The organism is Streptomyces sp. NPDC052012 (assembly GCF_040689265.1).
In the GTDB taxonomy this organism is placed as follows: Bacteria; Actinomycetota; Actinomycetes; order Streptomycetales; family Streptomycetaceae; genus Streptomyces.
The window spans coordinates 131,791-155,628 of the sequence record NZ_JBFAXA010000001.1 but is presented as its reverse complement, the minus strand read 5'-3'; the positions used below and the strand labels follow the sequence as shown (position 1 = coordinate 155,628).

The following is a 23,838-nucleotide window of genomic DNA, read 5'->3' as shown; positions in this document are numbered from 1 at the left end:
CGGCCTATCCGGGGGGCCACTCGAGCCCGCGACCGCCCAGGACGTGGGCGTGCGCGTGCCAGACGGTCTGACCGGCGCCGCTGCCGGTGTTGAACACGATCCGGTAGCTCTCCAGCTTCTCGTCGTCCGCGACGGCCTGCGTCTCCCGCAGCACGTCGGCGGCCAGCTGGGGCGCGGCGGCGGCGAGAGCGGCGGCGTCCCGGTGATGCGCCTTCGGGATCACCAGAACATGGGTCGGCGCCTGAGGATTGATGTCACGGAACGCGACGGTCGTCTCCGTCTCACGGACGATCGTCGCCGGGATGGTCCCCGCGACAATCTTGCAGAACAAGCAGTCGTCCTGGGGCTCCCCAGCCATACGGCCTCCTTGCCGGAATGATCGCGTACCAGGGCATCGTATCCACGCCCACGTAGCTGCGGGCAGTCGTGCCTACGCAGCTGCGGGCAGTCGTGCCTCCCCCAGTGCCTCAAGGGCCTGGGAGGTACCCCCAGGGCGGCACGGGTGGGCGATGGGGGTCCCCCCGCCAGCGCGGGCGAGCGACACCCACCCCCGCCCAGCAGCACAGGGTCACGGCACAGCAGGCGGCACCTTCGCCGGCGTTTCATCAAGCGCACTCAACGCCAGCCGAATCGCCTCGTCCAGCTGCACATCCCGCCCCGCCACATAATCCTGCGGCCGCTGCACAACCTCCACATCCGGATCAACCCCGTGGTTCTCCACGTCCCACCCGTAACCCTCGAGCCAGAACGCGTACTTCGGCTGCGTCACCAACGTCCCGTCCACCAGCCGATACCGACTGTCGATCCCGATGACCCCGCCCCACGTCCGCGTACCGACGACAGTCCCGAGCCCCAACGCCTTGATCGCCGCGTTCACGATGTCCCCGTCGGACCCCGAGAACTCGTTCGCCACCGCGACCACCGGCCCCCGCGGCGCATCCCGCGGATAGCTCTCCGCCCGCATCCCCCGCGGCAGATCCCACCCCACGATCCGCCGCGCCAGCTTCTCCACGACGAGCTGCGAGGTGTGCCCGCCCCGGTTCTCCCGGACGTCCACGACCAGCCCCTCACGGGCCACCTCCACCCGCAGGTCCCGGTGCAACTGAGCCCACCCCGACCCGATCATGTCGGGCACATGCAGATACCCCAGCCGTCCGCCGGACTTCTCATGGACGTACGCCCTCCGGTCGGCCACCCACGCGTGATACCGCAGCGGCTCCTCGTCCGCGACCGGCACCACCACCGCATGCCGCGGATCCCCGCCCCCCGCGGGCGACACGGTCAGCTCGACGGGCTTCCCCGCCGTCCCCACCAGCAGCGGCGCGGGCCCGGTCACCGGATCCACGGGCTGCCCGGCCACCGCGACGATCGCGTCACCGGGCCGAATCGCCACCCCGGGCGCCGCAAGAGGCGACCGCGCATCGGGATCCGACGTCTCCGACGGCAGAATGCGGTCGACCCGCCAACTCCCGTCCTCGTGCCGGGAGATGTCCGCCCCCAGCAGCCCCTGCCGGGCACTCCCGTCGCCGTGTCCGCCGCGCGGCGTGACGTACGCGTGCGAGGTACCCAGCTCCCCGTGCACCTCCCACAGCAGGTCCACCAGATCGTCGTGGGTGGCGAGCCGGTCGAGGACGGGCCGGTAGCGGTCGAGGACGCCGTCCCAGTCGACGCCGTTCATGTCCGGCCGCCAGAAGTTGTCCCGCATGATGCGGCCGGTCTCGTCGAACATCTGCCGCCACTCGGCGGCCGGGTCGATGAACTGGCGGACCCTGCCGAGGTCCACGGTGATGTTGGAGTCGCTGTCGTCGTCGTTCGAGGCACGCCGGTCGCTGGGCACGACCTTGAGCCGGCTGTCGGTCCACAGCAGCACCCGCTTGCCGTCGCCGCTGACCTCGAAGTGGTCGGCGTCGGCGGCGAGATGCTCGATGCGCTGCTGGGCGAGGTCGTAGCGCTCCAGCTCGGTCTTGGGGTCGGGGTCGTCCGGGGTGGCACGGGAGGCGCCGAGGACGCCGGTCACCGGGTGGCGGAGCCAGAGCACGCCGTCCTTGGCGGCCCGCAGGTTGGAGTAGCGGGCGGCCTCCACGGGGAACGGCACGATCCGGTCGGCGAGCCCGTCGAGGTCGATGCGGGTCGTGGGGGTGCCCTCGCTGTCGGGCGTCTCCTCCCGGTCCGGTGCCTCGAAGGCGCGCCCGTGCCGCTGCGGGCCGAAGGGGGAGGGTGTGGTCGCCGCGAGGGTGATCAGATACGGGCGGACGCCCTCGACGAACGCCAGGTCGAAGACGTGCTCGTCGTAGACCGGGTCGAAGGAGCGGGTCGACAGGAAGGCGAGGTGCTTGCCGTCGAGGGTGAAGGCGGGCGCGTAGTCCTGGAAGCGCAGCGGGGTCGCCTCGGTGACCTGGAGGTCGGTGGTGTTGGCGAGGCGCAGCTGGCTGAGCGGGCGCGGGCCGGGGTGGGACCAGGCGAGCCAGGCGGAGTCGGGCGAGAAGGTGAGCCCGGAGACGTCACCGTCCTCGCTGCGGTCCACCTCGCGGACCTCGCCGGTCTCCCGCTCGACGAGCAGGACCCGGCCGTCGTGGGAGGCGATCGCGGCGCGGCTGCCGTCGGGGGCCATGGCGAGTTCGAGGACCCGGCCGAGCTGCCCGGCGGCGATACGGCGCGGGGTCGCGCCCGGGGCGAGTCCGGTGGCGGGCGCGAACTCCAGGGCGTCGTCGCCCTCAGCGTCGGTCACCCACACCACCCATTCCTCGCCGTCCGCGCGGAACGTGCGGGGCCGGCGGGCCCGTACGCCCGGCGTGGCGGCGAGCGCGCGGGCGGGGCCGGAGCGATGGGTGACCCAGTGGACGGTTCCGCGGACGCAGACGGCGCTGCCGCGGGCGGTGTGGTCGGGAGAGGCGGAGCCGAACCAGCGGGCGGCGTTCACCGGGAACGGCTGGAGGTCGACGCGCTGACCGCCGAGCCGGATGTCGAGCCGGCGCGGCTCGGCGCCGTCCAGGTCGTCCAGCACCCACAGTTCACCGGCGCTGGAGTAGACGACACGGGTGCCGTCGGTCGCGGCGTGGCGGGCGTAGAAGCCGTCGAGAGGAGTGTGGCGGCGCAGGTCGGATCCGTCGGCGTGGGAGGAGTAGAGCGCGCCGGTGCCCTCGTGGTCGGAGAGGAACGCGATCCGGTCCCCGACCCACAGCGGGTACTCGATGTTGCCGTCGAGGTCGGCGTGCAGGCGGACGAACTCGCCGGTGTCGTCCGGGTCGATCCACAGCTTGCCCGCCGTACCGCCCCGGTAGCGCTTCCAGAACGCCGCCTCGCGGCCCATCGTGGCGGACAGCAGCACGGTGTGCGGGCCGTACGCGACGTCGCCGACGGGTCCGTACGGCAGGGTGGTGGCCGGGCCGCCGTCGAGGGGGACGGCGCGGGCCCAGGTGCGGCGCAGGCTGGCCTGGCCGTGGGTGGTGAGCGCCAGGACCCGGCCGTCCGGGGTCCAGCCGCGCACCTGCGTCTTGAGGCTGCCCCAGTGGGTGAGGCGCCTGGCGGGGCCGCCGTCGACGGGCGCGATGTGCACCTCGGGGGCGCCGTCGCGGGTGGAGGTCCAGGCGACGGTGGTGCCGTCGGGCGAGATGCGCGGGTGGCTGACGGGCACGTTGTCGGCGCTCACCCGCCAGGCCCGGCCGCCGCCGTCGAGCGGGGCGAGCCACACGTCGTCCTCGGCGGTGAAGGCGACCAACTCGCCGTGCGGATGCGGGAACCGGAGATACGCGGCGGATGCGACCGATGCAGGCTGTGTCACCCGATCACCCTATGCACCCGGCGGCGGCCCGGCCAGGGCTTTGGATCACTTGCCCTCGACGGGGCGGCAGTCGGGGTACCGGTCGCACCACACGGTGGTGGTGACGGTCACGGTGACGGTGGGGCGGGGCCCGTCGTTCGTGGGCCCGCCGACCGGGGGCGGGTTGCTGGCGTTGCAGTCGCCCAGCCCGTCGACGCGGAACCACTGCTTGCCGTCGACCTTCGCGGTGATGTCGCCGCGCACGCAGGCGCCGTCGATGGCGTGCGTGACCTTGCCGGTGACGGTGATCTCCTTGCCGTCCTCCGTCTCACCCTGGCAGTCGACGGTGGCGACGGTCTTCTCGGTGGCGGAGCGCGAGGCGTTGCCGCCGTCGCTGTCGAACGAGGCGGTGCAACTGAGCCAGCGCACCCCGGCCTTCTGCCGGTTCAGCTCGTCGGTGACCGTCTCGTCGACCGTGTACGCCACGGTCGCGGAGCTCACCGCGCCCGGCTCGCACGCCACGGCGCCGCCGACGGCCAGCACGGCGAACCCGGCCGCCACAGCCGTCCGCCGCAGCCGCGTCCCGCCCCGCATCCTCTGCCACACCCCCATGGACGGCAGCCTGCCACCGTCACAGGCGCGGCGGTAGGGCGCATACGGCCACTGTGCGCCCCTCGCAAGCGCCCATGAGCGCAGGGCTGTTCAGGACCAGCGGCCGGTGCGTCCCAGGAGCAGGGCCGCAGCCGCCGTTCCGGCGGTCGAGGTGCGCAGCACGGTGCGGCCCAGGCGGTAGGCGTGCGCGCCGGACTGCTCGAACAGGGCCAACTCGTCCGGCGCGATGCCGCCTTCGGGGCCGACGACCAGCACGATGCTGCCGGCGGCGGGCAGTTCGGCGGTCGCGAGCGCCTCGGTGCCGCTCTCGTGGAGGACGGCGGCGAAGTCGGCATCGGCGAGAAGTGAGGCAACCTGCTTGGTGGTCGCCGCGTCCGCGACCTCGGGGAAGCGCACCCGGCGGGACTGCTTGCCGGCCTCACGGGCGGTCGCCCGCCACTTGCCGAGGGACTTCAGCCCGCGCTCGCCCTTCCACTGGGTGATGCAGCGGGCCGCCGACCACGGCACGATCACGTCGACGCCGACCTCGGTCATCGTCTCCACGGCCAACTCCCCCCGGTCACCCTTGGGCAGCGCCTGGACGACGGTGAGCCGGGGCGTCTCGGCGGGCTCCTGCCGGACCTCGCCGAGGCGCACGACGAGCCGGTCCTTGCCCTCCGCGGCCTCCACCTGGCCCTCGGCCCAGCGGCCCGCGCCGTCGGTGAGGACGACGTCCTCGCCCGCCCTGAGCCGCTTCACGGAGACGGCGTGCCGTCCCTCGGGGCCGTCGAGGACGAAGCGGCCCCCGCCCTGGGTGTCGAAGCCGTCGACGACGAAGACGGGCGCGGTCACAGGGCACCTCCCGCCGACAACGCTGTCCGGGCGGAGGCGAGTTCGGCGGCCAGCACCTCCACCAGCTGCCCGGCGGGCAGCTCCCGTGCCATGCGGTGGCCCTGCCCGGCCCACAGCGCCATGCCCTGCGCGTCCCCGGCCTTGGCGGCGGCCTTGCGCAGCGGCGCGGTGAGGTGGTGGACGTCGGGGTAGGCGGCGGGGGCGTAGGGGCCGTGCTCGCGCAGGAAGCGGTTGACCAGTCCGCGGGCCGGGCGGCCGGAGAAGGCGCGGGTCAGCTCGGTGCGGACGTAGAGGGGGTTGGTGAGGGCCTGCTTGTGCAGGGCGTGCGCGCCGGACTCGTGGGTGGCGAGGAAGGCGGTCCCGAGCTGCGCGGCGACGGCGCCGGCGGCGAGCACGGCGGCGATCTGGCTGCCGCGCATGATGCCGCCCGCGGCGATGACCGGGATCCCGACGGACTCCCTGACCTGGGCGACGAGGGAGAGCACTCCGACACCGGAGCCGTCCGCCTCGGGGACGTCACGGTGGGTGCCCTGGTGGCCGCCGGCCTCGACGCCCTGCGCGATCACCGCGTCCGCGCCGGAGCGCTCCACGGCCCGGGCCTCCTCGGCGGTGGTGGCGGTGACGAGAGCGAACGTGCCGACGCGGTGCAGGGAGTCGACGACCTCGCGGGCCGGCACGCCGAAGTGGAAGGAGACCACCGGTACCGGATTGTCGAGGAGTACGGCGAGCTTGGCGTCGTAGCCGTCGTCGCGCCCGCTGTCGGGGTCGCCGAGCTCGGTCTCGTACCAGGTGGCCTCGCCGGCCAGCTGGTGGGCGTAGACGTCGACGGCGGCCGGGTCGGCGGTCTCCGGCTGGGGCAGGAAGAGGTTGACGCCGAAGGGGCGGCCGGTGAGCCCGCGCAGCTGTTTGATCTCCTGGTACATGCCGTCCGCGGTCTTGTATCCGGCGGCCAGGAAACCCAGCCCGCCCGCCTCGGACACCGCGGCGGCGAGCTGCGGCACGGAGACACCGCCCGCCATGGGGGCCTGCACGATCGGGTGCGGGAGAAGATCGGTCAGCGCGGAGGACATGCCCGCATGTTGTCACGTCCTCCGACCAACTCCGAATCAGCCCTTCCCCTTGGCACAGGCCGCTGCGGAAGGGCCGGTCGTCCGCTTCCCGACGACCGCCGGCCGGGTCCGTCAGCGCCCGTTGAACGCGTCCTTCAGCCGGGAGAACAGTCCCTGCTGGCCGGGCTGGAACTGGCCCTGCGGGCGTTCCTCCCCACGCAGCTTGGCGAGTTCCCTCAGCAGCCGCTCCTGCTCGGGATCGAGCTTGGTCGGGGTCTGCACCTCGACGTGGACGACGAGGTCGCCCCGGCCGCCGCCGCGCAGGTGGGTGACGCCGCGGCCGTGCAGCGGGATCGACTGGCCGGACTGGGTGCCGGGCCGGATGTCGACCTCCTCCATGCCGTCCAGCGTCTCCAGCGGCACCTTCGTGCCGAGCGCCGCCGCGGTCATCGGGATGGTGACCGTGCAGTGCAGGTCGTCGCCGCGCCGCTGGAAGGTGGGGTGCGGGAGTTCGTGGATCTCCACGTAGAGATCGCCCGCCGGACCGCCGCCGGGTCCGACCTCTCCCTCGCCGGCCAGCTGGATGCGCGTGCCGTTGTCGACACCGGCCGGGATCTTCACCGTGAGGGTGCGGCGGGAGCGGATACGGCCGTCGCCCGCGCACTCGGGGCAGGGCGTCGGGACGACCGTGCCGAAGCCCTGGCACTGCGGGCAGGGGCGCGAGGTCATGACCTGGCCGAGGAAGGACCGTGTGACCTGCGAGACCTCACCGCGGCCGCGGCACATGTCACAGGTCTGCGCGCTGGTGCCCGGCGCGGCGCCCTCGCCGCTGCACGTGGTGCACACGATCGCCGTGTCGACCTGGATGTCCTTGGTCGTGCCGAACGCGGCCTCGTCCAGCTCGACCTCGATCCGGATCATGGCGTCCTGGCCGCGGCGGGTGCGCGAGCGCGGGCCGCGCTGCGACGCCGTGCCGAAGAACGCGTCCATGATGTCGGAGAAGTTCCCGAAGCCACCGGCTCCGAAGCCGCCCGCACCGCCGCCGGCGGCCTGCGAGAGCGGGTCGCCGCCGAGGTCGTAGACCTGCTTCTTCTGCGGGTCCGACAGCACCTCGTACGCGGCGTTGATCTCCTTGAACCGCTCCTGGGTCTTCGGATCGGGGTTGACGTCCGGGTGCAGCTCGCGCGCGAGCCGCCGGAAGGCCTTCTTGATCTCTTCCTGCGACGCGTCGCGGCGCACGCCGAGTACGGCGTAGTAGTCGGTGGCCACTACGACTCCGCCAGGATCTGTCCGACGTACCGTGCCACTGCGCGTACCGCTCCCATCGTTCCCGGGTAGTCCATGCGGGTCGGTCCGACCACGCCGAGCTTGGCAACCGCCTCGCCGCCCGAACCGTAGCCCACCGACACGACGGACGTGGAGTTGAGTCCTTCGTGGGCGTTCTCATGACCGATACGGACGGTCACGCCCGGATCCTTCGCCTCGCCGAGCAGCTTGAGGAGCACGACCTGCTCCTCCAGCGCCTCCAGGACGGGCCGGATCGTGAGGGGGAAGTCATGTCCGAAGCGGGTCAGATTGGCGGTGCCGCCGATCATCAGCCGCTCCTCGTTCTCCTCGACGAGCGTCTCCAGGAGGGTGGAGAGCACCGTCGAGACCGTGCCGCGGTCCTCGACCTCGAAGGCCTCGGGGAGGTCCTCGACGAGGCTCGGCACATCGGTGAAACGGCGGCCGGCGACCCGGCTGTTGAGCCGGGCCCGCAGATCCGCGAGCGACGCCTCACCGAAGGGCGCCGGGCAGTCGACCATGCGCTGCTCGACCCGCCCGGTGTCCGTGATCAGCACGAGCATCACCCGCGCGGGCGCGAGGGACAGCAGCTCGACGTGCCGCACGGTCGAACGGGTCAGCGACGGGTACTGCACGACGGCGACCTGCCGGGTCAGCTGCGCCAGCAGCCGCACCGTCCTGGCCACCACGTCGTCGAGGTCGACGGCGCCCTCGAGGAAGTTCTGGATGGCCCGCCGCTCGGGCGGGCTCATCGGCTTGACGCCGGCGAGCTTGTCGACGAACAGCCGGTAGCCCTTGTCGGTGGGGATGCGCCCGGCGCTGGTGTGCGGCTGGGCGATGTACCCCTCCTCCTCCAGGGCCGCCATGTCGTTGCGCACGGTGGCCGGGGAGACGCCGAGGTTGTGCCGCTCGGTGAGCGCCTTGGAGCCGACGGGCTCCTCGGTGCCGACGTAGTCCTGGACGATGGCGCGCAGCACCTGGAGCCTGCGTTCACTGAGCATCGCGCACACCTCCAGAAGCTTTCCGCCCGGTAACGTCTCTGGCACTCTTCGCACGCGAGTGCCAGACTTCCCCGGCCCAGTGTACGGCCGGGAGGTATACCCCGGGCAAGGCCGGGACCGTCCGGCTAGCGTCGCGGTATGACCGTGACTTGGGAAGAGTCGGGATGGGAGCAGGTGGCGGCCGGGGTGGGGCGGTGCCGGCTGCCGGTGTGGGACTGCACGGCGGGGCTTGTCGTCGGCGCGGGCGCGGTACTGCTGATCGACGCGGGTTCGAGTCTCGCCGAGGGCGCACGGTTGCGCACCGAGGCGCAGGCGCTCGCCGGTCACCGTGTGACGCATCTCGCGCTCACCCACCCGCACTTCGACCACGTCCTCGGCGCGGCGGCGTTCGCGGGCGCGGACGTCTACGGAGCGGTGGGGCTGGACGCGGCCCTGGCGCACGGCCGTGAGGAGCTGCGCGCGGACGCCGTGCGGCACGGTCTGGACCCGCGCGCCGCGGAGGACGCCGCGGACGCGCTGATCCGCCCGCGGCACGCGGTGTGCGGCGAGTGGACGCTGGACCTGGGCGACGGCCGGCAGGTCCTGCTGGCGAACGTGGGCCCCGGCCACACCGCGTACGACCTGGCCGTCCTGGTCCCCGGTGACCCGGAGGTGGTCTTCTGCGGCGACCTGGTGGAGGAGTCCGGCGAACCTCAGGCCGGCCGCGACGCGGTGCCGTCCCACTGGCCGGCCGCGCTGGACCGGCTGCTGGACCTGGGCGGCGAGGACGCGGCGTACGTGCCCGGTCACGGGGCGGTGGTGGACGCGGCGTTCGTACGCGCCCAACGCGACGCGCTCGCGGCGAGGTTCGGCGTGTCGTGATGATCGTGAGGGACAGGATCCTCGTATCGTCATCAGAATGCGCCAGTACTCCGCCGACCTGACCCCTCCGTGGAAGAAACCGCAGCCGGTCCCCGAGGTCCCCGCCGACCCCGGCCTGGTGGTGGAGGAGCCCGCCACCGGCTTCTGCGGCGCGGTGATCCGCTGCGAGGCCGGCACGGTGACCCTGGAGGACCGCTTCGGCAAGCACCGCGTGTTCCCGCTGGAGCCGCGCGGCTTCCTGCTGGAGGGCCGCGTGGTCACGCTCGTGAAGCCCGCCTCGGGCCCGGCACGCCCCTCCCGCACGGCATCCGGCTCGGTCGCCGTCCCCGGCGCACGCGCCCGCGTGGCCCGCGCCGGGCGCATCTACGTCGAGGGCCGGCACGACGCCGAACTGGTCGAGAAGGTGTGGGGCGACGACCTGCGCATCGAGGGCGTGGTCGTGGAGTACCTGGAGGGCGTCGACGATCTGCCGTCGATCGTCGCGGACTTCTCCCCCGGCCCGGACGCGAAGCTGGGCGTCCTGGTGGACCACCTGGTACCGGGCACGAAGGAGTGGCGCATCGCCCAGTCGGTGACGAGCGAGCACGCGCTGGTGGTGGGCCACCCGTACATCGACATCTGGGAGGCGGTGAAGCCGTCGGCCCTGGGCATCGAGGCGTGGCCCCGCGTCCCGCGGGGCGAGGACTGGAAGACGGGCGTGTGCAGGGCGCTGGGCTGGCCGCAGAACACGGGGGCGGCGTGGCACCGGATCCTGTCCCGGGTCCACTCGTACAAGGACCTGGAACCGCAGCTGCTGGGCCGGGTAGAGGAACTGATCGACTTCGTCACGGCATGAGAGTGGGGGGAGGCACCCCGCAAGCGCGGGCGAGCGAGACCCAACCCCTGCCCAGCCCCCACCCCGGGCACCTGCTCAGTCCACCAGGTCCCTGACCACCCCGTCCGCCAGCAGCCGCCCCCGCAGCGTCAGCACAGCCCGCCCGTCGTCGTAGGGCCGCTTCTGAAGAAGCCCGTCGGACAGCGCCCTGCGTGCCGCCGCGAGGCCCTGCGCGCGCAGCAGCGACAACGGGACGCCCTCCCGGAGCCTCAGCTCCAGCAGGATCCGCTCCACCCGGCGGTCCTCCTCCGTCAGAACCTCACGCCCCGCCCCCGGCGACCGCCCCGCGGCCAGCGCCGCCGCGTACGCCCCCGGATGCTTCACGTTCCACCACCGCACGCCCCCCACGTGCGAGTGCGCCCCCGGTCCGGCACCCCACCAGTCCGCTCCCCGCCAGTACAGCTCGTTGTGCAGGCACCGCCCCGCCTCCGACGTCGCCCAGTTCGACACCTCGTACCACTCGAACCCGGCCCCGGACAGCACCTCCTCGGCGATGAGATACCGGTCCGCGTGCACGTCGTCGTCCGTCATCGGCACCTCGCCCCGCCGGATCCGCCGCGCCAGCTGCGTGCCCTCCTCCACGATCAGCGCGTACGCGGACACGTGGTCCGGTCCGGCCCCGATCGCCGCGTCGAGGGAGGCCCGCCAGTCGTCGTCCGACTCCCCCGGCGTGCCGTAGATCAGATCGAGGTTGACGTGCTCGAAGCCCGCCGCCCGCGCCTCGGCGACGCACGCCTCCGGCCGCCCCGGCGTGTGCGTACGGTCCAGCACCTTCAGCACGTGCTGCCGCGCGCTCTGCATCCCGAAGGAGATCCGGTTGAAGCCGCCCTCCCGCAGCGCGGCCAGATACGCCGGATCCACCGACTCCGGATTCGCCTCCGTCGTGACCTCGGCGTCCGCCGCCAGCCCGAACTCCTCCCGGATCACACCCAGCATCCGTACGAGATCACCGGCGGCCAGCAGGGTGGGCGTACCCCCGCCGACGAACACCGTGCGCACCGGCCGCGGGTCGTCCCCGAGCACCTTCCGGGCCAGCCGGACCTCCTCGGCCAACGTCTCGGCGTAGTTGTCGCGCGAGGCCAGCACGCCGCCGCTGCCGCGCAGCTCGCTCGCGGTGTACGTGTTGAAGTCGCAGTAGCCGCAGCGGGTCGCGCAGTACGGAACGTGCAGGTAGAAGCCGAGGGGGCGGTCGGCGGCGTCGGTGAGCGCGGAGGCGGGCAGCGCACCGTCGGCGGGGACGGGCTCGCCGTCGGGGAGTGCGGAAGGCATGTGCTCCATTGTCCCGCACCCGCCCGGTACGGCGGCCGTCACGCCTGTCGTTCCGCCTGGAGCACCAGCAGGGCGAGATCGTCCGCGGGCGGGCGCGCCCCGAACTCGTGCACGAGGCGGGTGATCCGTTCCGCTATCGGCTCGGCGTCCAGGCCCGCGCAGCTCGCCAGCGCGGTGGCGAGTCCGTCGCCGTCGTCGAACTGGCGGGTGCCGGAGCGCCGCTCGGTGACGCCGTCGGTGACGCAGAGGAGGCTGTCGCCGGGGCGCAGTTCGCAGGTCTCGCTGGTGTACGTGGCGTCCTCGACGACACCGAGGAGGGTCTGGGGCTCGGCGACGGTGCGGACGGTGCCGTCGGGAGCGAGGAGGAGCGGCAGGGGGTGTCCGGCGGAGGCGAGGGTGCAGCGGACACCGCCGTCGTGGGGGACCAGCTCGCCGTAGAGGAGGGAGAGGAAGCGGGTCTGGGGTCCGTCGCCGGGGACGGTCGGGCGGGCGCCGGCCGCCACCAGCGCTCGGGCCGCGGCGTCCGCCGCCTCCGTCGCGTCGTCGAGGAGGAGCTGGTTGAGGCGGTCGAGGACGTCGGCGACGCGGTAGCCCTCGCGGGCGAGCAGCCGCAGCCAGGGGCGGGCGAGACCGATGACGACGGCGGCCTCCGGGCCCTTTCCCTGGACGTCGCCGAGGGCGAAGCACCAGCGGCCCCGGCCGGCCGGGAACAGGTCGTAGAAGTCACCGCTGGGTCCGCCCTTGTCGCAGGGCTCGTAGACGAGGGCGGAGCGCACGCCGGGGATCTCGGCGACGGCACCGGGCAGCAGCCCGCGCTGCAGCACGGCGCTGATGGTGGCCTGGCGGGCGTACTGCCGGGCGGCGCCGATGGCGAGGGCGACCCGTCGGCTCAGGTCCTCCACGAGCCCGGTGATCTCGTCGGGGAACCGCTCGATCGCGCCCCGTCCGATCACCAGAGTGCCGAGCGGGCGTCCCCCGGCGACGAGCCGGTAGGCCAGGGCGACGCCGGGTGCGCCGGGCGGCTCCGCGACGCCGCTGCCGGGGTCGGTGCCGGCCGGCGCGTCCAGCGCCTTCTCGGGCCACGGGTACGGGGCCGGGCCGGCGCCCGACGGGTCCGGCGGCTCCGGGGGGTTCTGGTCGAGGGCGGCGCGGAGTTCCTCGATGCGGTGTTCGCTGGTGTGCCACACGCGGGCGAGGCGTGCGCCGCCGGTCCACGCGTCCCCGCCCCAGCCGCCGTGACCGCTGGTCTCGTCCTCCAGCCAGACCGCGCACCAGTCCGCGAGCCTCGGCACGATCAGCTGCCCGGTGAGCGCGGCGACGAGATCCTCGTCCAGCTGCCCGGCGAGCAGGTCCGAGGCTTCGGCGAGGAAGGACAACGCCCCTCGTCCGAGCCAGGCCCCGTCGCGCCGCGTGCGCCCGGCGAGCCAGTCGTCCGCGAAACCCGCCCCGGGCGGCTGGGCCTGAGGCCGGCCGCCCGGGGCGATCACTCCTCTTCCCGCCTGGGTCCAGCCCTCCGCACCGGCCCCGCCCTGCGCTGCCGTCTGCGCCGAGCGGCCCGGCTCGCTGGCACCGCCCACCGCCGGGACGGAGCCCCCCGCGCCGGCCGCCCCGCTCGACGCCCGGGGCGGCCAGTCAGTCCAGTCGGCCCAGTCGCCCTGCGCCCGCGCGGGCGTGACGTGGTCGGCCGTTCCGTTGGTCGGCTCGGGCGCGAGGAGGTTGGTCGTTCCGGCAGCCGACTCGGACGCGAGGAGCCCTGTCGCATCGGCGGCCGGTCCAGACGCGAGGAGCCCGGTCGCATCGGCGGCCGGTCCAGACGCCAGGAGCTCAGTCGATCCGGCGACCGACTCGGACGCGAGGAGGTCTGTCGCATCGGCGGCCGGTCCGGACGCCAGGAGCTCAGTCGATCCGGCGACCGACTCGGACGCGAGGGGCTCGGCCGTATCGGCGACCGACTCGGACGCGAGAAGCCCCGTCGCATCAGCGGCCTGCCCGGACACGAGAAGCCCCGTCGCATCAGCGGCCGACTCGGGCGCAAGGAGGTTCGCCGGCTGGGTGTCACGCCCAGGCGCGCGGTCCTCCGCGTACGCCTCGGTGCCCTCGCTCGTCGTGCGGCCTCCGGCGGGGAGCCGGGCCCAGACCGTCTTGGTTCCGGGGCGGTAGGTGATCCCCCAGGCCTCGGAGAGCGCGGCGACGAGGCGCAGGCCACGTCCGAACTCACCGGGTTCCTGGGCGGCAGCGGTGGCCGCCTCGCCGTCGCGCGGGGCGCTGGAGGGGTACCGGTCGGCGACCTCGACCACCAGCGCGCCGGTGTCGTCCTCCAGCCTGCACGTCAGCTGCACGTCCGTCCCGGCGTGGACGACGGCGTTGGTGACCAGTTCGCTGGCGATGAGTGTGGCGTCCTCCACGGTGCGCGCGGTGAGGTGCTCGGCACCGGGTAGTCGCTGCTCGGCCCACTCCGTGAGCGCCGCCCGCACCAGGGCCCGCGCGGAGCCGGGCGCGAGGGAGCTTCCGGACAGGGTCGCGTCCGCCCGCGCGCACGCCCGTAGGTCGGCGGCGCGCGAGGCCGTCTCCCGTTGCGTCGGAATGGCCCCCATGGGCAGCTCCCCGGACAGTGCGTACGAATACACCTCGATCGCTGCCGACAGGGTGACAGACCGGACCCGCCCGTGAGCAACGAGTTACCGAAGTGGCCCGCCAGGGGTGAGAACCGTGCTACCCAGGCGCTCAGGAACGGGCACGAATCCGGTCAGATCCGTGCAACACCCGAACAGGGAACCCATGCACCACCGGAACAGAGAGGGGCGGACCCCACCGGAGTCCGCCCCTGCGCTCAGCGCGCGACGATCACGCCTCGCGCGTGCCCTCGTACATCTCGTCGATCAGGTGCTTGTACTCGCGCTCCACCACGGGCCGCTTCAGCTTCAGGCTCGGGGTGATCTCGCCGTGCTCGACGTCGAGGTCGCGCGGCAGCAGGCGGAACTTCTTGATGGTCTGCCAGCGCTGCAGGCCCTGGTTGAGCTGGTCCACGTAGCTCTGGACCATCTCGACGGTCACCGGCGCGGCCACGATTTCCGCGTACGGCTTGCCCTCGAGGCCGTTCTCCGCGGCCCACGCCTGGATCGCGACCTCGTCGAGGGCGATGAGGGCGGTGCAGTAGTTCCGGTCGGCGCCGTGCACGAGGATGTTGGAGACGTACGGGCAGACGGCCTTGAACTGCCCCTCGACCTCGGCGGGGGCGACGTACTTGCCGCCGGAGGTCTTGATGAGGTCCTTCTTGCGGTCGGTGATGCGCAGGTACCCGTCGGGCGACAGTTCGCCGATGTCGCCGGTGTGGAACCAGCCGTCCGCCTCCAGCACCTCGGCGGTCTTCTCGGGCAGGTTGTGGTAGCCCTGCATGATGCCGGGGCCGCGCAGCAGGATCTCGCCGTCGTCCGCGATGCGCACCTCCGTGCCGGGCAGCGGCTTGCCGACCGTGCCGGTGCGGTAGGCCTCGCCGGGGTTGACGAAGGAGGCCGCGGAGGACTCGGTGAGGCCGTAGCCCTCCAGGATGTGGATGCCGGCGCCGGAGAAGAAGTAGCCGATCTCCGGGGCGAGGGCGGCCGAGCCGGAGACGCAGGCGCGCAGGTTGCCGCCGAAGGCCTCGCGGATCTTGGCGTAGACGAGCTTGTCGGCGACGGCGTGCTTGGTGCGCAGGCCGGCGGGGGCGCTCGCGGTGCCGGTGCGGCGGAAGTTGTCCTGGGTGACCTTGGCGTACTCGCGGGCGACGCCGGCGGCCCACTGGAAGATCTTGTACTTGGCTCCGCCGCCGGCCTTCGCCTTGGCGGCGACGCCGTTGTAGACCTTCTCGAAGATGCGCGGCACGGCCGCCATGTACGTCGGCTGCACCACCGGAAGGTTCTCGATGATCTTGTCGACGCGGCCGTCGACGGCGGTGACGTGGCCGACCTCGATCTGGCCGGAGGTGAGCACCTTGCCGAAGACGTGCGCGAGCGGCAGCCACAGGTACTGCACGTCGTCGCTGCTGACCAGCCCGGTCGCGGCGATCGCCTTGGCCATGTACGACCAGTTGTCGTGCGGCAGGCGCACGCCCTTGGGGCGGCCGGTGGTGCCGGAGGTGTAGATGAGGGTGGCGAGCTGGTCCTTGGTGATCGCGGAGACCCGCTCCTTGATCAGCTCCGCGTCCTTCTCCAGCCGGGCCGCGCCGCGGCTCTCCAGCTCGCTGAGGCTGATCACCCAGTCGTCGGTCTGGACGCCGGCCGGGTCGATGACCACGACGCGCGTCAGCTCGGGCAGCTCGGCGCGCTTCTCGACCGCCTTGGCGACCTGCTCGGCGTTCTCCGCGATGAGCACCCGGCTGCCGGAGTCCGACAGGATGTACGCGGACTCGTCCGCGTTGGTCTGCGGGTAGATCGTGGTGGTGGCGGCGCCCGCGCACAGGATGCCGAGGTCGGCGAGGATCCACTCGACCCGCGTGGCGGACGCCAGCGCCACCCGCTCCTCCGGGCGTACGCCCAGCTCGATCAGGCCGGCCGCGATGGCGTTGACGCGCTCGGCGGTCTGGCCCCAGGTCAGGGACTTCCAGTCGTCCGGTCCCTGGCCGGAGGCCGGGGGGACGGGATAGCGGTATGCCTCGGCGTCCGGTGTGGCCGCCACGCGCTCCAGGAAGAGGGCCGCCACGGTCGGCGGACGGTTCTCGATCAAAGTCTGTGCGTCGCTCACGACATCCTCCGGGGCCCGCGACAGTGCGGCTGGCTCAGTGCGGCTGGTTTCACTCGCGGCCGTTGTTTAACTCGCGAGTAACTATCGAGCAGGGACAGAGTAAAGGTCGACCGGCCGCCGCGTAAGGGTCCGCGGCCTGTCGCTTCGTACAGAGAGCTACCCCGTGAACGCGAAAGGGCCCGCCACACTTTCGTGCGACGGGCCCCGTTCCGTCCGGTTTGCGAGGCGGCCCCGCGGCCCCCGGCGGCTACTTCTTGCTCTTACCCGGTCCCGCGCTGTCATCGCTGGAGAGGACGGCGATGAAGGCCTCCTGCGGAACTTCCACGGAACCCACCATCTTCATCCGCTTCTTGCCTTCCTTCTGCTTCTCCAGCAGCTTCCGCTTACGGGAGATGTCACCGCCGTAGCACTTGGCGAGGACGTCCTTGCGGATGGCGCGGATGGTCTCGCGGGCGATGACGCGGGAGCCGATGGCGGCCTGCACCGGCACCTCGAAGGCCTGCCGCGGGATCAGCTCCTTGAGCTTGGCGACGAGCCGTACGCCGTACGCGTACGCCTGGTCCTTGTGGGTGATCGCGGAGAACGCGTCCACCTTGTCGCCGTGCAGCAGGATGTCGACCTTCACCAGGCTGGAGGTCTGCTCGCCGGTGGGCTCGTAGTCCAGGGAGGCGTAGCCGCGGGTCTTGGACTTCAGCTGGTCGAAGAAGTCGAAGACGATCTCGGCGAGCGGGAGGGTGTAGCGGATCTCCACCCGGTCCTCGGAGAGGTAGTCCATGCCGAGCAGGACACCGCGCCGGGTCTGGCACAGCTCCATGATCGAGCCGATGAACTCGCTGGGCGCGAGGATGGTGGCGCGCACGACCGGCTCGTACACCTCTGCGATCTTCCCCTCGGGGAACTCGCTCGGGTTGGTGACGGTGTGCTCGCTGCGGTCCTCCATGACCACGCGGTAGACCACGTTCGGCGCGGTCGCGATCAGGTCGAGCCCGAACTCGCGCTCCAGCCGCTCGCGGATCACGTCCAGGTGCAGCAGGCCGAGGAAGCCGACACGGAAGCCGAAGCCGAGCGCCGCGGAGGTCTCCGGCTCGTAGACCAAGGCGGCGTCGTTGAGCTGGAGCTTGTCCAGCGCCTCGCGCAGCAGCGGGTAGTCGGAGCCGTCCAGCGGATACAGCCCGGAGAAGACCATGGGCTTGGGGTCCTTGTAGCCGCCCAGCGGCTCCTCGGCGCCCTTCTGCTGGCTCGTGACGGTGTCACCGACCTTGGACTGGCGGACGTCCTTCACACCGGTGATCAGATAGCCCACCTCGCCGACACCGAGGCCGTCGGCCGGCAGCATCTCCGGGGAGTTGGTGCCGATCTCCAGCAGCTCGTGCGTGGCGCCGGTGGACATCATCCGGATCCGCTCGCGCTTGTTGAGCTGGCCGTCGATGACACGGACGTACGTCACGACACCGCGGTAGGAGTCGTACACCGAGTCGAAGATCATCGCGCGGGCCGGGGCGTCCTTGACGCCGACCGGGGCGGGGATCTCCGCGACCACCTTGTCCAGCAGCGCCTCGACGCCGAGGCCGGTCTTCGCGGAGACCTTCAGGACGTCGTCGGGGTCGCAGCCGACCAGGTTGGCGAGCTCCTCGGCGAACTTCTCGGGCTGCGCCGCCGGCAGGTCGATCTTGTTGAGCACCGGGATGATCGTGAGGTCGTTCTCCATCGCCAGGTAGAGATTGGCGAGGGTCTGCGCCTCGATGCCCTGGGCGGCGTCGACGAGGAGGATGGTCCCCTCGCACGCGGCGAGCGACCGCGAGACCTCATAGGTGAAGTCGACGTGCCCCGGGGTGTCGATCATGTTGAGGATGTGCGTGTTGCCCTTGTCGTGGGTCGGGGCCCACGGCAGACGCACCGCCTGGGACTTGATCGTGATGCCGCGCTCGCGCTCGATGTCCATGCGGTCGAGGTACTGAGCGCGCATCTGCCGCTGCTCGACCACACCGGTCAGCTGGAGCATCCGGTCGGCGAGCGTGGACTTGCCGTGGTCGATGTGCGCGATGATGCAGAAATTGCGGATCAGAGCCGGGTCGGTGCGGCTCGGCTCGGGCACATTGTTAGGGGTCGCGGGCACGCAGGGTCCTGTCTCTTGAGGCGCCTTATGCCTCGGGTCGGATCGATACGTAGTCTCCATGGTCCCACGGGTGGGGAGCGGCGACCGGTTTGGGCCGGGGAAAGAGCCGCTGGTAGTGTAGGGCGCTGTGTCTCATGCCCTCTCTGCGCGAGGCACACCGGAAAATACAACTCTGAAGAGGCTCATTCGTGGCGAACATCAAGTCCCAGATCAAGCGGAACAAGACCAACGAGAAGGCCCGGCTGCGCAACAAGGCCGTCAAGTCCTCTCTGAAGACCGCGATCCGCAAGGCTCGCGAGGCCGTTGCCGCGGGCGACGTCGAGAAGGCCACCGAGTACCAGCGCGCTGCCGCGCGTCAGCTCGACAAGGCCGTCTCCAAGGGCGTCATCCACAAGAACCAGGCCGCCAACAAGAAGTCGGCGCTGGCTCAGAAGGTCGCGACCCTCAAGGGCTGATCGCTCACCAGAGCTGATCACCTTCCTGATCTGATCGCCGGAAGGACCCGGGCGGGCCCTCTCTCATCCGCCCCCGACCGGCACCCCGAGCTCGTACGCGGCCTGCGTTCGCCACGCGGGTACGAGCTCATCGGCTTCAACCGCAGACCCCGTCCGCTCACCCTTCCCCAGGGTGGTGGGCGGGGTCTTCGGCGTTCGCGGCGCTACGCCCAGAAGTCGTTCACCGCGTCGAGGTCGGCGACGCATTCGTCGAGGTCGGTGATCTTGTCCCCGACGATCCGGAAGACGATGCCGCCGTCCTCGTCCAGGTGCTTGCCCTGCCGGTCGGCCGTGAAGTGGTGCAGGGTCACCGCATGGCCCCGGCCGTCGACGAGGGTCTGACGCAGCTCGACGCGGAACGTGCCGCCGGTCTCCTCACCGAGCCGCCGGTACATGTCGAGGATGGCGTCCTGTCCCTTGTAGTCGCCCGAGAGGATCCCGGTCCCGGGCACATGATGGGTCGCGTCCGCCGCCATCAGTCCGCGCAGGGTGTCCATGTCCCCTTGCGTGAACGCCTCGTACCCCTTGCGGACGAGCATTGCGTGCGGGTGTTCAGCCATGGCGCTCGCCACCTCTCCGTCTGTCTGGGCGACCTACGGCTGATACATCCGATTCTGCTCCTCCACGCCCGCCCTCTCGACTCCGCTACGCCCGCCCTCTCGACCGCGCCGCTCGGGCGATGGTGACGACCGCCTTCTCCAGGGCGTACTCAGGGTCGTCGCCGCCGCCCTTCACGCCCGCGTCGGCGTCCGCGACCGCGCGCAGCGCCACCGCCACGCCGTCCGGGGTCCAGCCCCGCATCTGCTGCCGCACACGGTCGATCTTCCACGGCGGCATGCCCAGCTCACGGGCCAGGTCGGCGGGTCTGCCGCCACGGGCCGACTGGAGCTTGCCGATGGCGCGTACCCCCTGCGCCAGCGCGCTGGTGATCAGCACGGGCGCGACCCCGGTCGCGAGCGACCAGCGCAGCGCCTCCAGTGCCTCGGCTGCCCGCCCCTCGACGGCCCGGTCGGCGACCGTGAAGCTGGACGCCTCGGCCCGCCCGGTGTAGTACCGGCCGACGATCGCCTCGTCGATGGTGCCCTCGACGTCCGCGACCAGCTGGGACACCGCCGAGGCCAGCTCCCGCAGATCACTGCCGACGGCATCGACCAGTGCCTGGCACGCCTCCGGCGTGGCCGACCGCCCGGCGGCGCGGAACTCGCCCCGCACGAACGCCAGCCGGTCCGCCGGCTTCGTCATCTTCGGGCAGGCCACCTCGCGGGCCCCCGCCTTGCGCGCGGCGTCCAGCAGGCCCTTGCCCTTGGCTCCGCCCGCGTGCAGCAGCACGAGCGTGATCTCCTCGGCCGGCGCACCGAGATACGCCTTCACGTCCTTGATCGTGTCCGCCGACAGGTCCTGCGCGTTGCGTACGACCACGACCTTGCGCTCCGCGAAGAGCGAGGGGCTGGTCAACTCGGCGAGGGTGCCGGGCTGGAGCTGGTCCGGGGTCAGGTCCCGTACGTCGGTGTCGGCGTCGGAGGCTTTGGCGGCGGCGACCACCTCCTGCACGGCACGGTCGAGGAGCAGCTCCTCCTGACCGACGGCGAGCGTCAGCGGGGCGAGGGGGTCGTCTTGAGCAGCTTTCCTGGCCATCGCGACAAGGATGACACGGGGGACTGACAGCGGGGTCGGTCAGTAGGGGTCCGGTGCCTTCCCGACTGCGGGGGTCCGTGGCTGGTCGCGCACTTCCCCGCCCCCTTCAGGTGACTCAGCCGCACCGGCGACGGCTACGGCTCCTCACGCCAGCCGTCCCACTCCCCCGCGAACTCGTCCAGCTCCGCGGGATCCAGGCGGCCCTCCTCGTCCCGCAGCGCCACCAGCCACTGGGCGTCCTCCGCATCGTCCTCCCCCGCCAACGCGTCCCGGACGACCCGAAGCTCCTCAGCCACCCCGAATCTCTCCCTCAGCGCCTCCACGACCTCCTCCGCGGCATCCCGATCCGGCAGCACCAGCACATGTCGCACATCACTCACGACACCCATTCTGGGCCTCACCCCTTCGGCAGGAGATGGAGCTCCGTCGTGGCCCGGCACGCCGCCCGCGGCTCGCCCTCCATGCCGCTGCCCAGCCCGAGGTGCTCGGTGTCCAGCGTGACCGTACGCGTCACCCCGTGCAGCGAGCACAGACCGGCATGCGGCTGCCGACAGGGATCCGCTCGGGTCAAGTTACCTGTGCGTTCCGCACGTCACAGTGATGACAGTGGTGACTGTCCCCGGCGCAGCGGCGCGTGACAGCGTCTGTCCCGGCACCGATCCGGCCGGAGGGAGCAGGCGTGAACAAGGGCTACGCCGTGTACTGCGACGCAGACCCGCACTTCTACGACGCGCCGCACCGCACCGCCCCCGGCACCCGCGCGGCGGACTCCCGGTACGCGGCGGCCCTGCTGCCCGTGCCGGCCGGATGGCAGCGCAGAGAGAGCGGCGACTGGCTCGCCCTGCGCCCGCTCGACGCCACGCTGCCGCCCCAGGGCTGGAAGATCCACGTCTCGGCCTGCCTGGACAACGCCGAGTCCGTCCTCGAGCGCGTCCGGGCGTACTGCCTCGAGCGCCGCGTCGCGTTCAAGTTCGTCCCGAGCCGCTATCTGCTGCACCAGCGCAACGCCAAGTACGCGGACCGGGCGGGCAGCGGCAAGTTCATCACCGTGTATCCGGCGGACGAGGAACAACTGGAAAGCGTCGCCGGCGAGTTGGCCGCACTGCTGGCCGGTGAGCCCGGACCGCACATCCTGAGCGACCTCAGGCTCGGCGACGGCCCGGTGCACGTGCGCTACGGCAGCTTCACCCGCCGCAACTGCTACGACGAGGACGGGGAGTTGCGCCCGGCCGTCGCGAACCCCGAGGGCGTCCTCGTCCCCGACCTTCGCGGCCCGGTGTTCCAGGTCCCCGACTGGGTGCGTGTGCCGGCCTTCCTGCGGCCCCACCTCGACGCGCGGGCGACGGTGACCCTGGTCGGCATCCCGTACACCGTCGAGGCGGCCCTGCACTTCTCCAACGGCGGTGGCGTCTACCGGGCGCGCGACCACCGCACAGGTGAACTCGTGGTCCTCAAGGAGGCCCGCCCGCACGCCGGGCTGGCGGCCGACGGCGCCGACGCGGTGACCCGCCTGCACCGCGAACGCCGGGCCCTGGAAAGGCTTTCGGGTCTGTCGTGCACGCCCGAGGTGCGTGACGGCTTCACCGTCGCAGAGCACCACTTCCTCGCCCTGGAGTACCTCGACGGCAAACCGCTCAACACCTTCTTCGCCCGCCGCCATCCGCTCATCGAGGCCGACCCCGACCACCGGCGGCTGGCCGAGTACACCGAGTGGGCGCTCGACATCCACGCCCGGGTCGAGCAGGCCGTCGCCGAGGTGCACGCCCGCGGTGTCGTCTTCAACGACCTGCACCTGTTCAACATCATGATCCGCGACGACGGACGGGTGGCCCTGCTGGACTTCGAAGCCGCCCATCACGTCGACGAGCCGGGCCGGCAGACGGTCGCCCATCCCGGGTTCGTGGCGCCCCCCGGCCGCAAGGGCACAGCCGTGGACCGGTACGCGCTGGCCTGCCTGCGGCTGGCCCTGTTCCTGCCGCTGACCAGTCTCCTGGCGCTGGACCGGCGCAAGGCCGAGCACCTCGCCGACGTGGTGGCAGGGCAGTTCCCGGTTCCGCGGGCCTTCCTCGACGCGGCGGTCGAGGAGATCACCGACGCCACGTCTCCTCGCCCACCGGCGGCGCGACGCGGCGGGAAGCAGTTCGTCCCGGTGGCGCCGGGCGACTGGCCGCGCAGCCGCGACTCGATGACGGCGGCCATCCGCGCGTCGGCGACCTTGGCCCGCGACGACCGCCTCTTCCCCGGCGACATCGCCCAGTTCGCCACCGCGGGCGGAGGGCTGTCGTTCGGCTACGGAGCCGCCGGAGTGCTGTACGCCCTCGCCGAGAGCGGCGCCGAGCGCGACGACGACGAGGAGCAGTGGCTGCTCGAACGGACCAAGGAACCACCGTCGGGCATGCCGCTGGGCTTTCACGACGGCATCGCGGGAACCGCGTGGACCCTGAACCACCTCGGCCACCGGGACCGGGCGCTCGAGCTCACCGGGCTGCTCCTCGACCACCCCCTCGAGGCTCTCGCGGCGGACCTGCACAGCGGCACGGCCGGAGTGGGCCTGATGCTGGACTCGCTGGCCGCCTCCACCGGCGACAGCGCCCTGCACACCGCGGCGCTGCGGTGCGCCGAGCTGAGCGCGCGGAGCCTACCGGGCGATACGCCCGACCTGCGGCCAGGCAGCCCCCGCCGGCGGGCAGGTCTGCTGTACGGCGCGGCGGGCAGCGCCCTGCTGTTCCTGCGCCTGTACGAACGCACCGGTGACACCGGACTGCTCGACCTCGCCCGGGGCGCGCTGCGCCAGGACCTCTCGGCGTGCGTCCGGAGCGCGAGCGGCGCCCTCCAGGTGGACGAGGGCTGGCGCACGATGCCGTACCTGGGAGCCGGCAGCGTGGGCATCGGCATGGTGCTCGACGACTACCTGGCACACCGCGCCGACGACCGGTTCGAGCAGGCGCGGACCGAGATCGTACGCGCCGCGCAAGCCATGTTCTACGCACAGCCGGGCCTCTACCGCGGCGTGGCCGGCATGGTGCTGTACCTCGGCCGGACGACGGCCACCGGCCCGGGCACAGGACCGCAGGCCGTCCGGCGCCAGATCGACGCGCTGACGTGGCACGCCATGTCCTACCGCGGCCGGCTCGCCTTCCCCGGCGAACAGATGATGCGGCTGTCGATGGACCTGTCCACCGGCACCGCCGGATGCCTGCTGGCCCTCGCGTCCGTACACGGCGACCGCCCCGCCGGACTGCCGTTCCTCCCCACCCCGCGGCACACGCCGCGGCCCACGAGCCGGTCCCACCAGGGACCGTGAGAAGAACACCCGTTGCCACACGAAGGGAA

General features: G+C 72.2%; 18 protein-coding genes. 4 read left to right on the top strand and 14 right to left on the bottom strand.

What is annotated here, in order from left to right; genetic code table 11:
* Nucleotides 1–4: 4 nt before the first annotated feature.
* The 7 genes from AB0412_RS00645 to hrcA form a co-directional block, all read right to left on the bottom strand.
* A complete protein-coding gene (locus AB0412_RS00645; protein WP_366400241.1) occupies nt 5–358 on the bottom strand; it encodes a histidine triad nucleotide-binding protein in 354 nt (117 codons plus the stop codon).
* A 210-nt stretch (nt 359–568) separates the two neighbouring features.
* Nucleotides 569–3,781 carry a S41 family peptidase gene (locus tag AB0412_RS00640; protein WP_366400240.1) on the bottom strand — a complete coding sequence of 1,071 codons (3,213 nt, stop codon included), beginning with the start codon at nt 3,779–3,781 and terminating at the stop codon, nt 569–571.
* 45 nt (nt 3,782–3,826) lie between these two features.
* Nucleotides 3,827–4,372, bottom strand: a complete 546-nt coding sequence (locus AB0412_RS00635) for a hypothetical protein (protein ID WP_366400239.1) — start codon at nt 4,370–4,372, stop codon at nt 3,827–3,829.
* 90 nt (nt 4,373–4,462) lie between these two features.
* Complete coding sequence (locus AB0412_RS00630) at nt 4,463–5,203, bottom strand: 16S rRNA (uracil(1498)-N(3))-methyltransferase (RefSeq protein WP_366400238.1); 741 nt, start codon at nt 5,201–5,203, stop codon at nt 4,463–4,465.
* Entirely contained in the window at nt 5,200–6,273 is a 1,074-nt protein-coding gene (locus AB0412_RS00625) for a nitronate monooxygenase (RefSeq protein ID WP_366400237.1), read from the bottom strand. The genes AB0412_RS00630 and AB0412_RS00625 overlap by 4 nt, the downstream gene beginning before the upstream one ends.
* Nucleotides 6,274–6,384: 111 nt before the next feature.
* Nucleotides 6,385–7,521 (bottom strand): molecular chaperone DnaJ, encoded by a 1,137-nt coding sequence (dnaJ, locus tag AB0412_RS00620; protein ID WP_366400236.1) that lies wholly within the window; start codon nt 7,519–7,521, stop codon nt 6,385–6,387.
* The gene (gene hrcA, locus AB0412_RS00615; protein WP_366400235.1) at nt 7,521–8,537 is read right to left on the bottom strand and encodes a heat-inducible transcriptional repressor HrcA; all 1,017 of its coding nucleotides are present in this window, start codon (nt 8,535–8,537) and stop codon (nt 7,521–7,523) included. The genes dnaJ and hrcA overlap by 1 nt, the downstream gene beginning before the upstream one ends.
* A gap of 138 nt (nt 8,538–8,675) precedes the next feature.
* Between hrcA and AB0412_RS00610 the strand changes: the two genes are divergently transcribed.
* The gene (locus tag AB0412_RS00610) at nt 8,676–9,398 is read left to right on the top strand and encodes an MBL fold metallo-hydrolase (protein WP_366400234.1); all 723 of its coding nucleotides are present in this window, start codon (nt 8,676–8,678) and stop codon (nt 9,396–9,398) included.
* Nucleotides 9,399–9,435: 37 nt separating this feature from the next.
* Nucleotides 9,436–10,233: a DUF3097 domain-containing protein gene (locus AB0412_RS00605; RefSeq protein WP_366400233.1), complete on the top strand. Its 798-nt coding sequence runs from the start codon at nt 9,436–9,438 to the stop codon at nt 10,231–10,233.
* 75 nt (nt 10,234–10,308) lie between these two features.
* Here the strand turns inward: AB0412_RS00605 and hemW are convergent, their stop codons facing one another.
* The 4 genes from hemW to lepA form a co-directional block, all read right to left on the bottom strand.
* A complete protein-coding gene (gene hemW / locus AB0412_RS00600; RefSeq protein ID WP_366400232.1) occupies nt 10,309–11,541 on the bottom strand; it encodes a radical SAM family heme chaperone HemW in 1,233 nt (410 codons plus the stop codon).
* A 38-nt stretch (nt 11,542–11,579) separates the two neighbouring features.
* On the bottom strand, nt 11,580–14,135 hold the full coding sequence (locus tag AB0412_RS00595; protein ID WP_366400231.1) for an ATP-binding SpoIIE family protein phosphatase: 2,556 nt from the start codon (nt 14,133–14,135) through the stop codon (nt 11,580–11,582).
* A gap of 250 nt (nt 14,136–14,385) precedes the next feature.
* The gene (locus AB0412_RS00590) at nt 14,386–16,260 is read right to left on the bottom strand and encodes an AMP-dependent synthetase/ligase (RefSeq protein ID WP_366400230.1); all 1,875 of its coding nucleotides are present in this window, start codon (nt 16,258–16,260) and stop codon (nt 14,386–14,388) included.
* A 247-nt stretch (nt 16,261–16,507) separates the two neighbouring features.
* A complete protein-coding gene (gene lepA, locus AB0412_RS00585; protein ID WP_366400229.1) occupies nt 16,508–18,376 on the bottom strand; it encodes a translation elongation factor 4 in 1,869 nt (622 codons plus the stop codon).
* 188 nt (nt 18,377–18,564) lie between these two features.
* Here lepA and rpsT point away from each other — a divergent pair, with 188 nt between their 5' ends.
* Nucleotides 18,565–18,831: a 30S ribosomal protein S20 gene (rpsT, locus tag AB0412_RS00580; RefSeq protein ID WP_260827788.1), complete on the top strand. Its 267-nt coding sequence runs from the start codon at nt 18,565–18,567 to the stop codon at nt 18,829–18,831.
* A 203-nt stretch (nt 18,832–19,034) separates the two neighbouring features.
* On the opposite strand, the gene AB0412_RS00575 is transcribed toward rpsT, so the two are convergent.
* The 3 genes from AB0412_RS00575 to AB0412_RS00565 all read right to left on the bottom strand — a co-directional run bounded on the left by AB0412_RS00575 (nt 19,035) and on the right by AB0412_RS00565 (nt 20,885).
* Nucleotides 19,035–19,430, bottom strand: coding sequence for a nuclear transport factor 2 family protein (locus AB0412_RS00575; protein WP_366400228.1), 396 nt, complete (start codon nt 19,428–19,430; stop codon nt 19,035–19,037).
* 85 nt (nt 19,431–19,515) lie between these two features.
* Entirely contained in the window at nt 19,516–20,505 is a 990-nt protein-coding gene (gene holA / locus AB0412_RS00570) for a DNA polymerase III subunit delta (protein WP_366400227.1), read from the bottom strand.
* Nucleotides 20,506–20,639: 134 nt separating this feature from the next.
* Nucleotides 20,640–20,885: a hypothetical protein gene (locus AB0412_RS00565; RefSeq protein ID WP_366400226.1), complete on the bottom strand. Its 246-nt coding sequence runs from the start codon at nt 20,883–20,885 to the stop codon at nt 20,640–20,642.
* A 299-nt stretch (nt 20,886–21,184) separates the two neighbouring features.
* Between AB0412_RS00565 and lanKC the strand changes: the two genes are divergently transcribed.
* Complete coding sequence (gene lanKC, locus AB0412_RS00560) at nt 21,185–23,809, top strand: class III lanthionine synthetase LanKC (RefSeq protein ID WP_366400225.1); 2,625 nt, start codon at nt 21,185–21,187, stop codon at nt 23,807–23,809.
* Nucleotides 23,810–23,838: the final 29 nt, after the last annotated feature.

Bases quoted from the DNA above. Each gene is read 5' to 3' on its own strand.
- AB0412_RS00645 (WP_366400241.1), bottom strand. From the start codon at position 358: ATGGCTGGGGAGCCCCAGGACGACTGCTTGTTCTGCAAGATTGTCGCG.
- hemW (WP_366400232.1), bottom strand. From the start codon at position 11,541: ATGCCTTCCGCACTCCCCGACGGCGAGCCCGTCCCCGCCGACGGTGCG.
- AB0412_RS00625 (WP_366400237.1), bottom strand. From the start codon at position 6,273: ATGTCCTCCGCGCTGACCGATCTTCTCCCGCACCCGATCGTGCAGGCC.
- AB0412_RS00610 (WP_366400234.1), top strand. From the start codon at position 8,676: ATGACCGTGACTTGGGAAGAGTCGGGATGGGAGCAGGTGGCGGCCGGG.
- AB0412_RS00635 (WP_366400239.1), bottom strand. From the start codon at position 4,372: ATGGGGGTGTGGCAGAGGATGCGGGGCGGGACGCGGCTGCGGCGGACG.
- AB0412_RS00575 (WP_366400228.1), bottom strand. From the start codon at position 19,430: ATGGCTGAACACCCGCACGCAATGCTCGTCCGCAAGGGGTACGAGGCG.
- AB0412_RS00595 (WP_366400231.1), bottom strand. From the start codon at position 14,135: ATGGGGGCCATTCCGACGCAACGGGAGACGGCCTCGCGCGCCGCCGAC.
- holA (WP_366400227.1), bottom strand. From the start codon at position 20,505: ATGGCCAGGAAAGCTGCTCAAGACGACCCCCTCGCCCCGCTGACGCTC.
- AB0412_RS00605 (WP_366400233.1), top strand. From the start codon at position 9,436: ATGCGCCAGTACTCCGCCGACCTGACCCCTCCGTGGAAGAAACCGCAG.
- hrcA (WP_366400235.1), bottom strand. From the start codon at position 8,537: ATGCTCAGTGAACGCAGGCTCCAGGTGCTGCGCGCCATCGTCCAGGAC.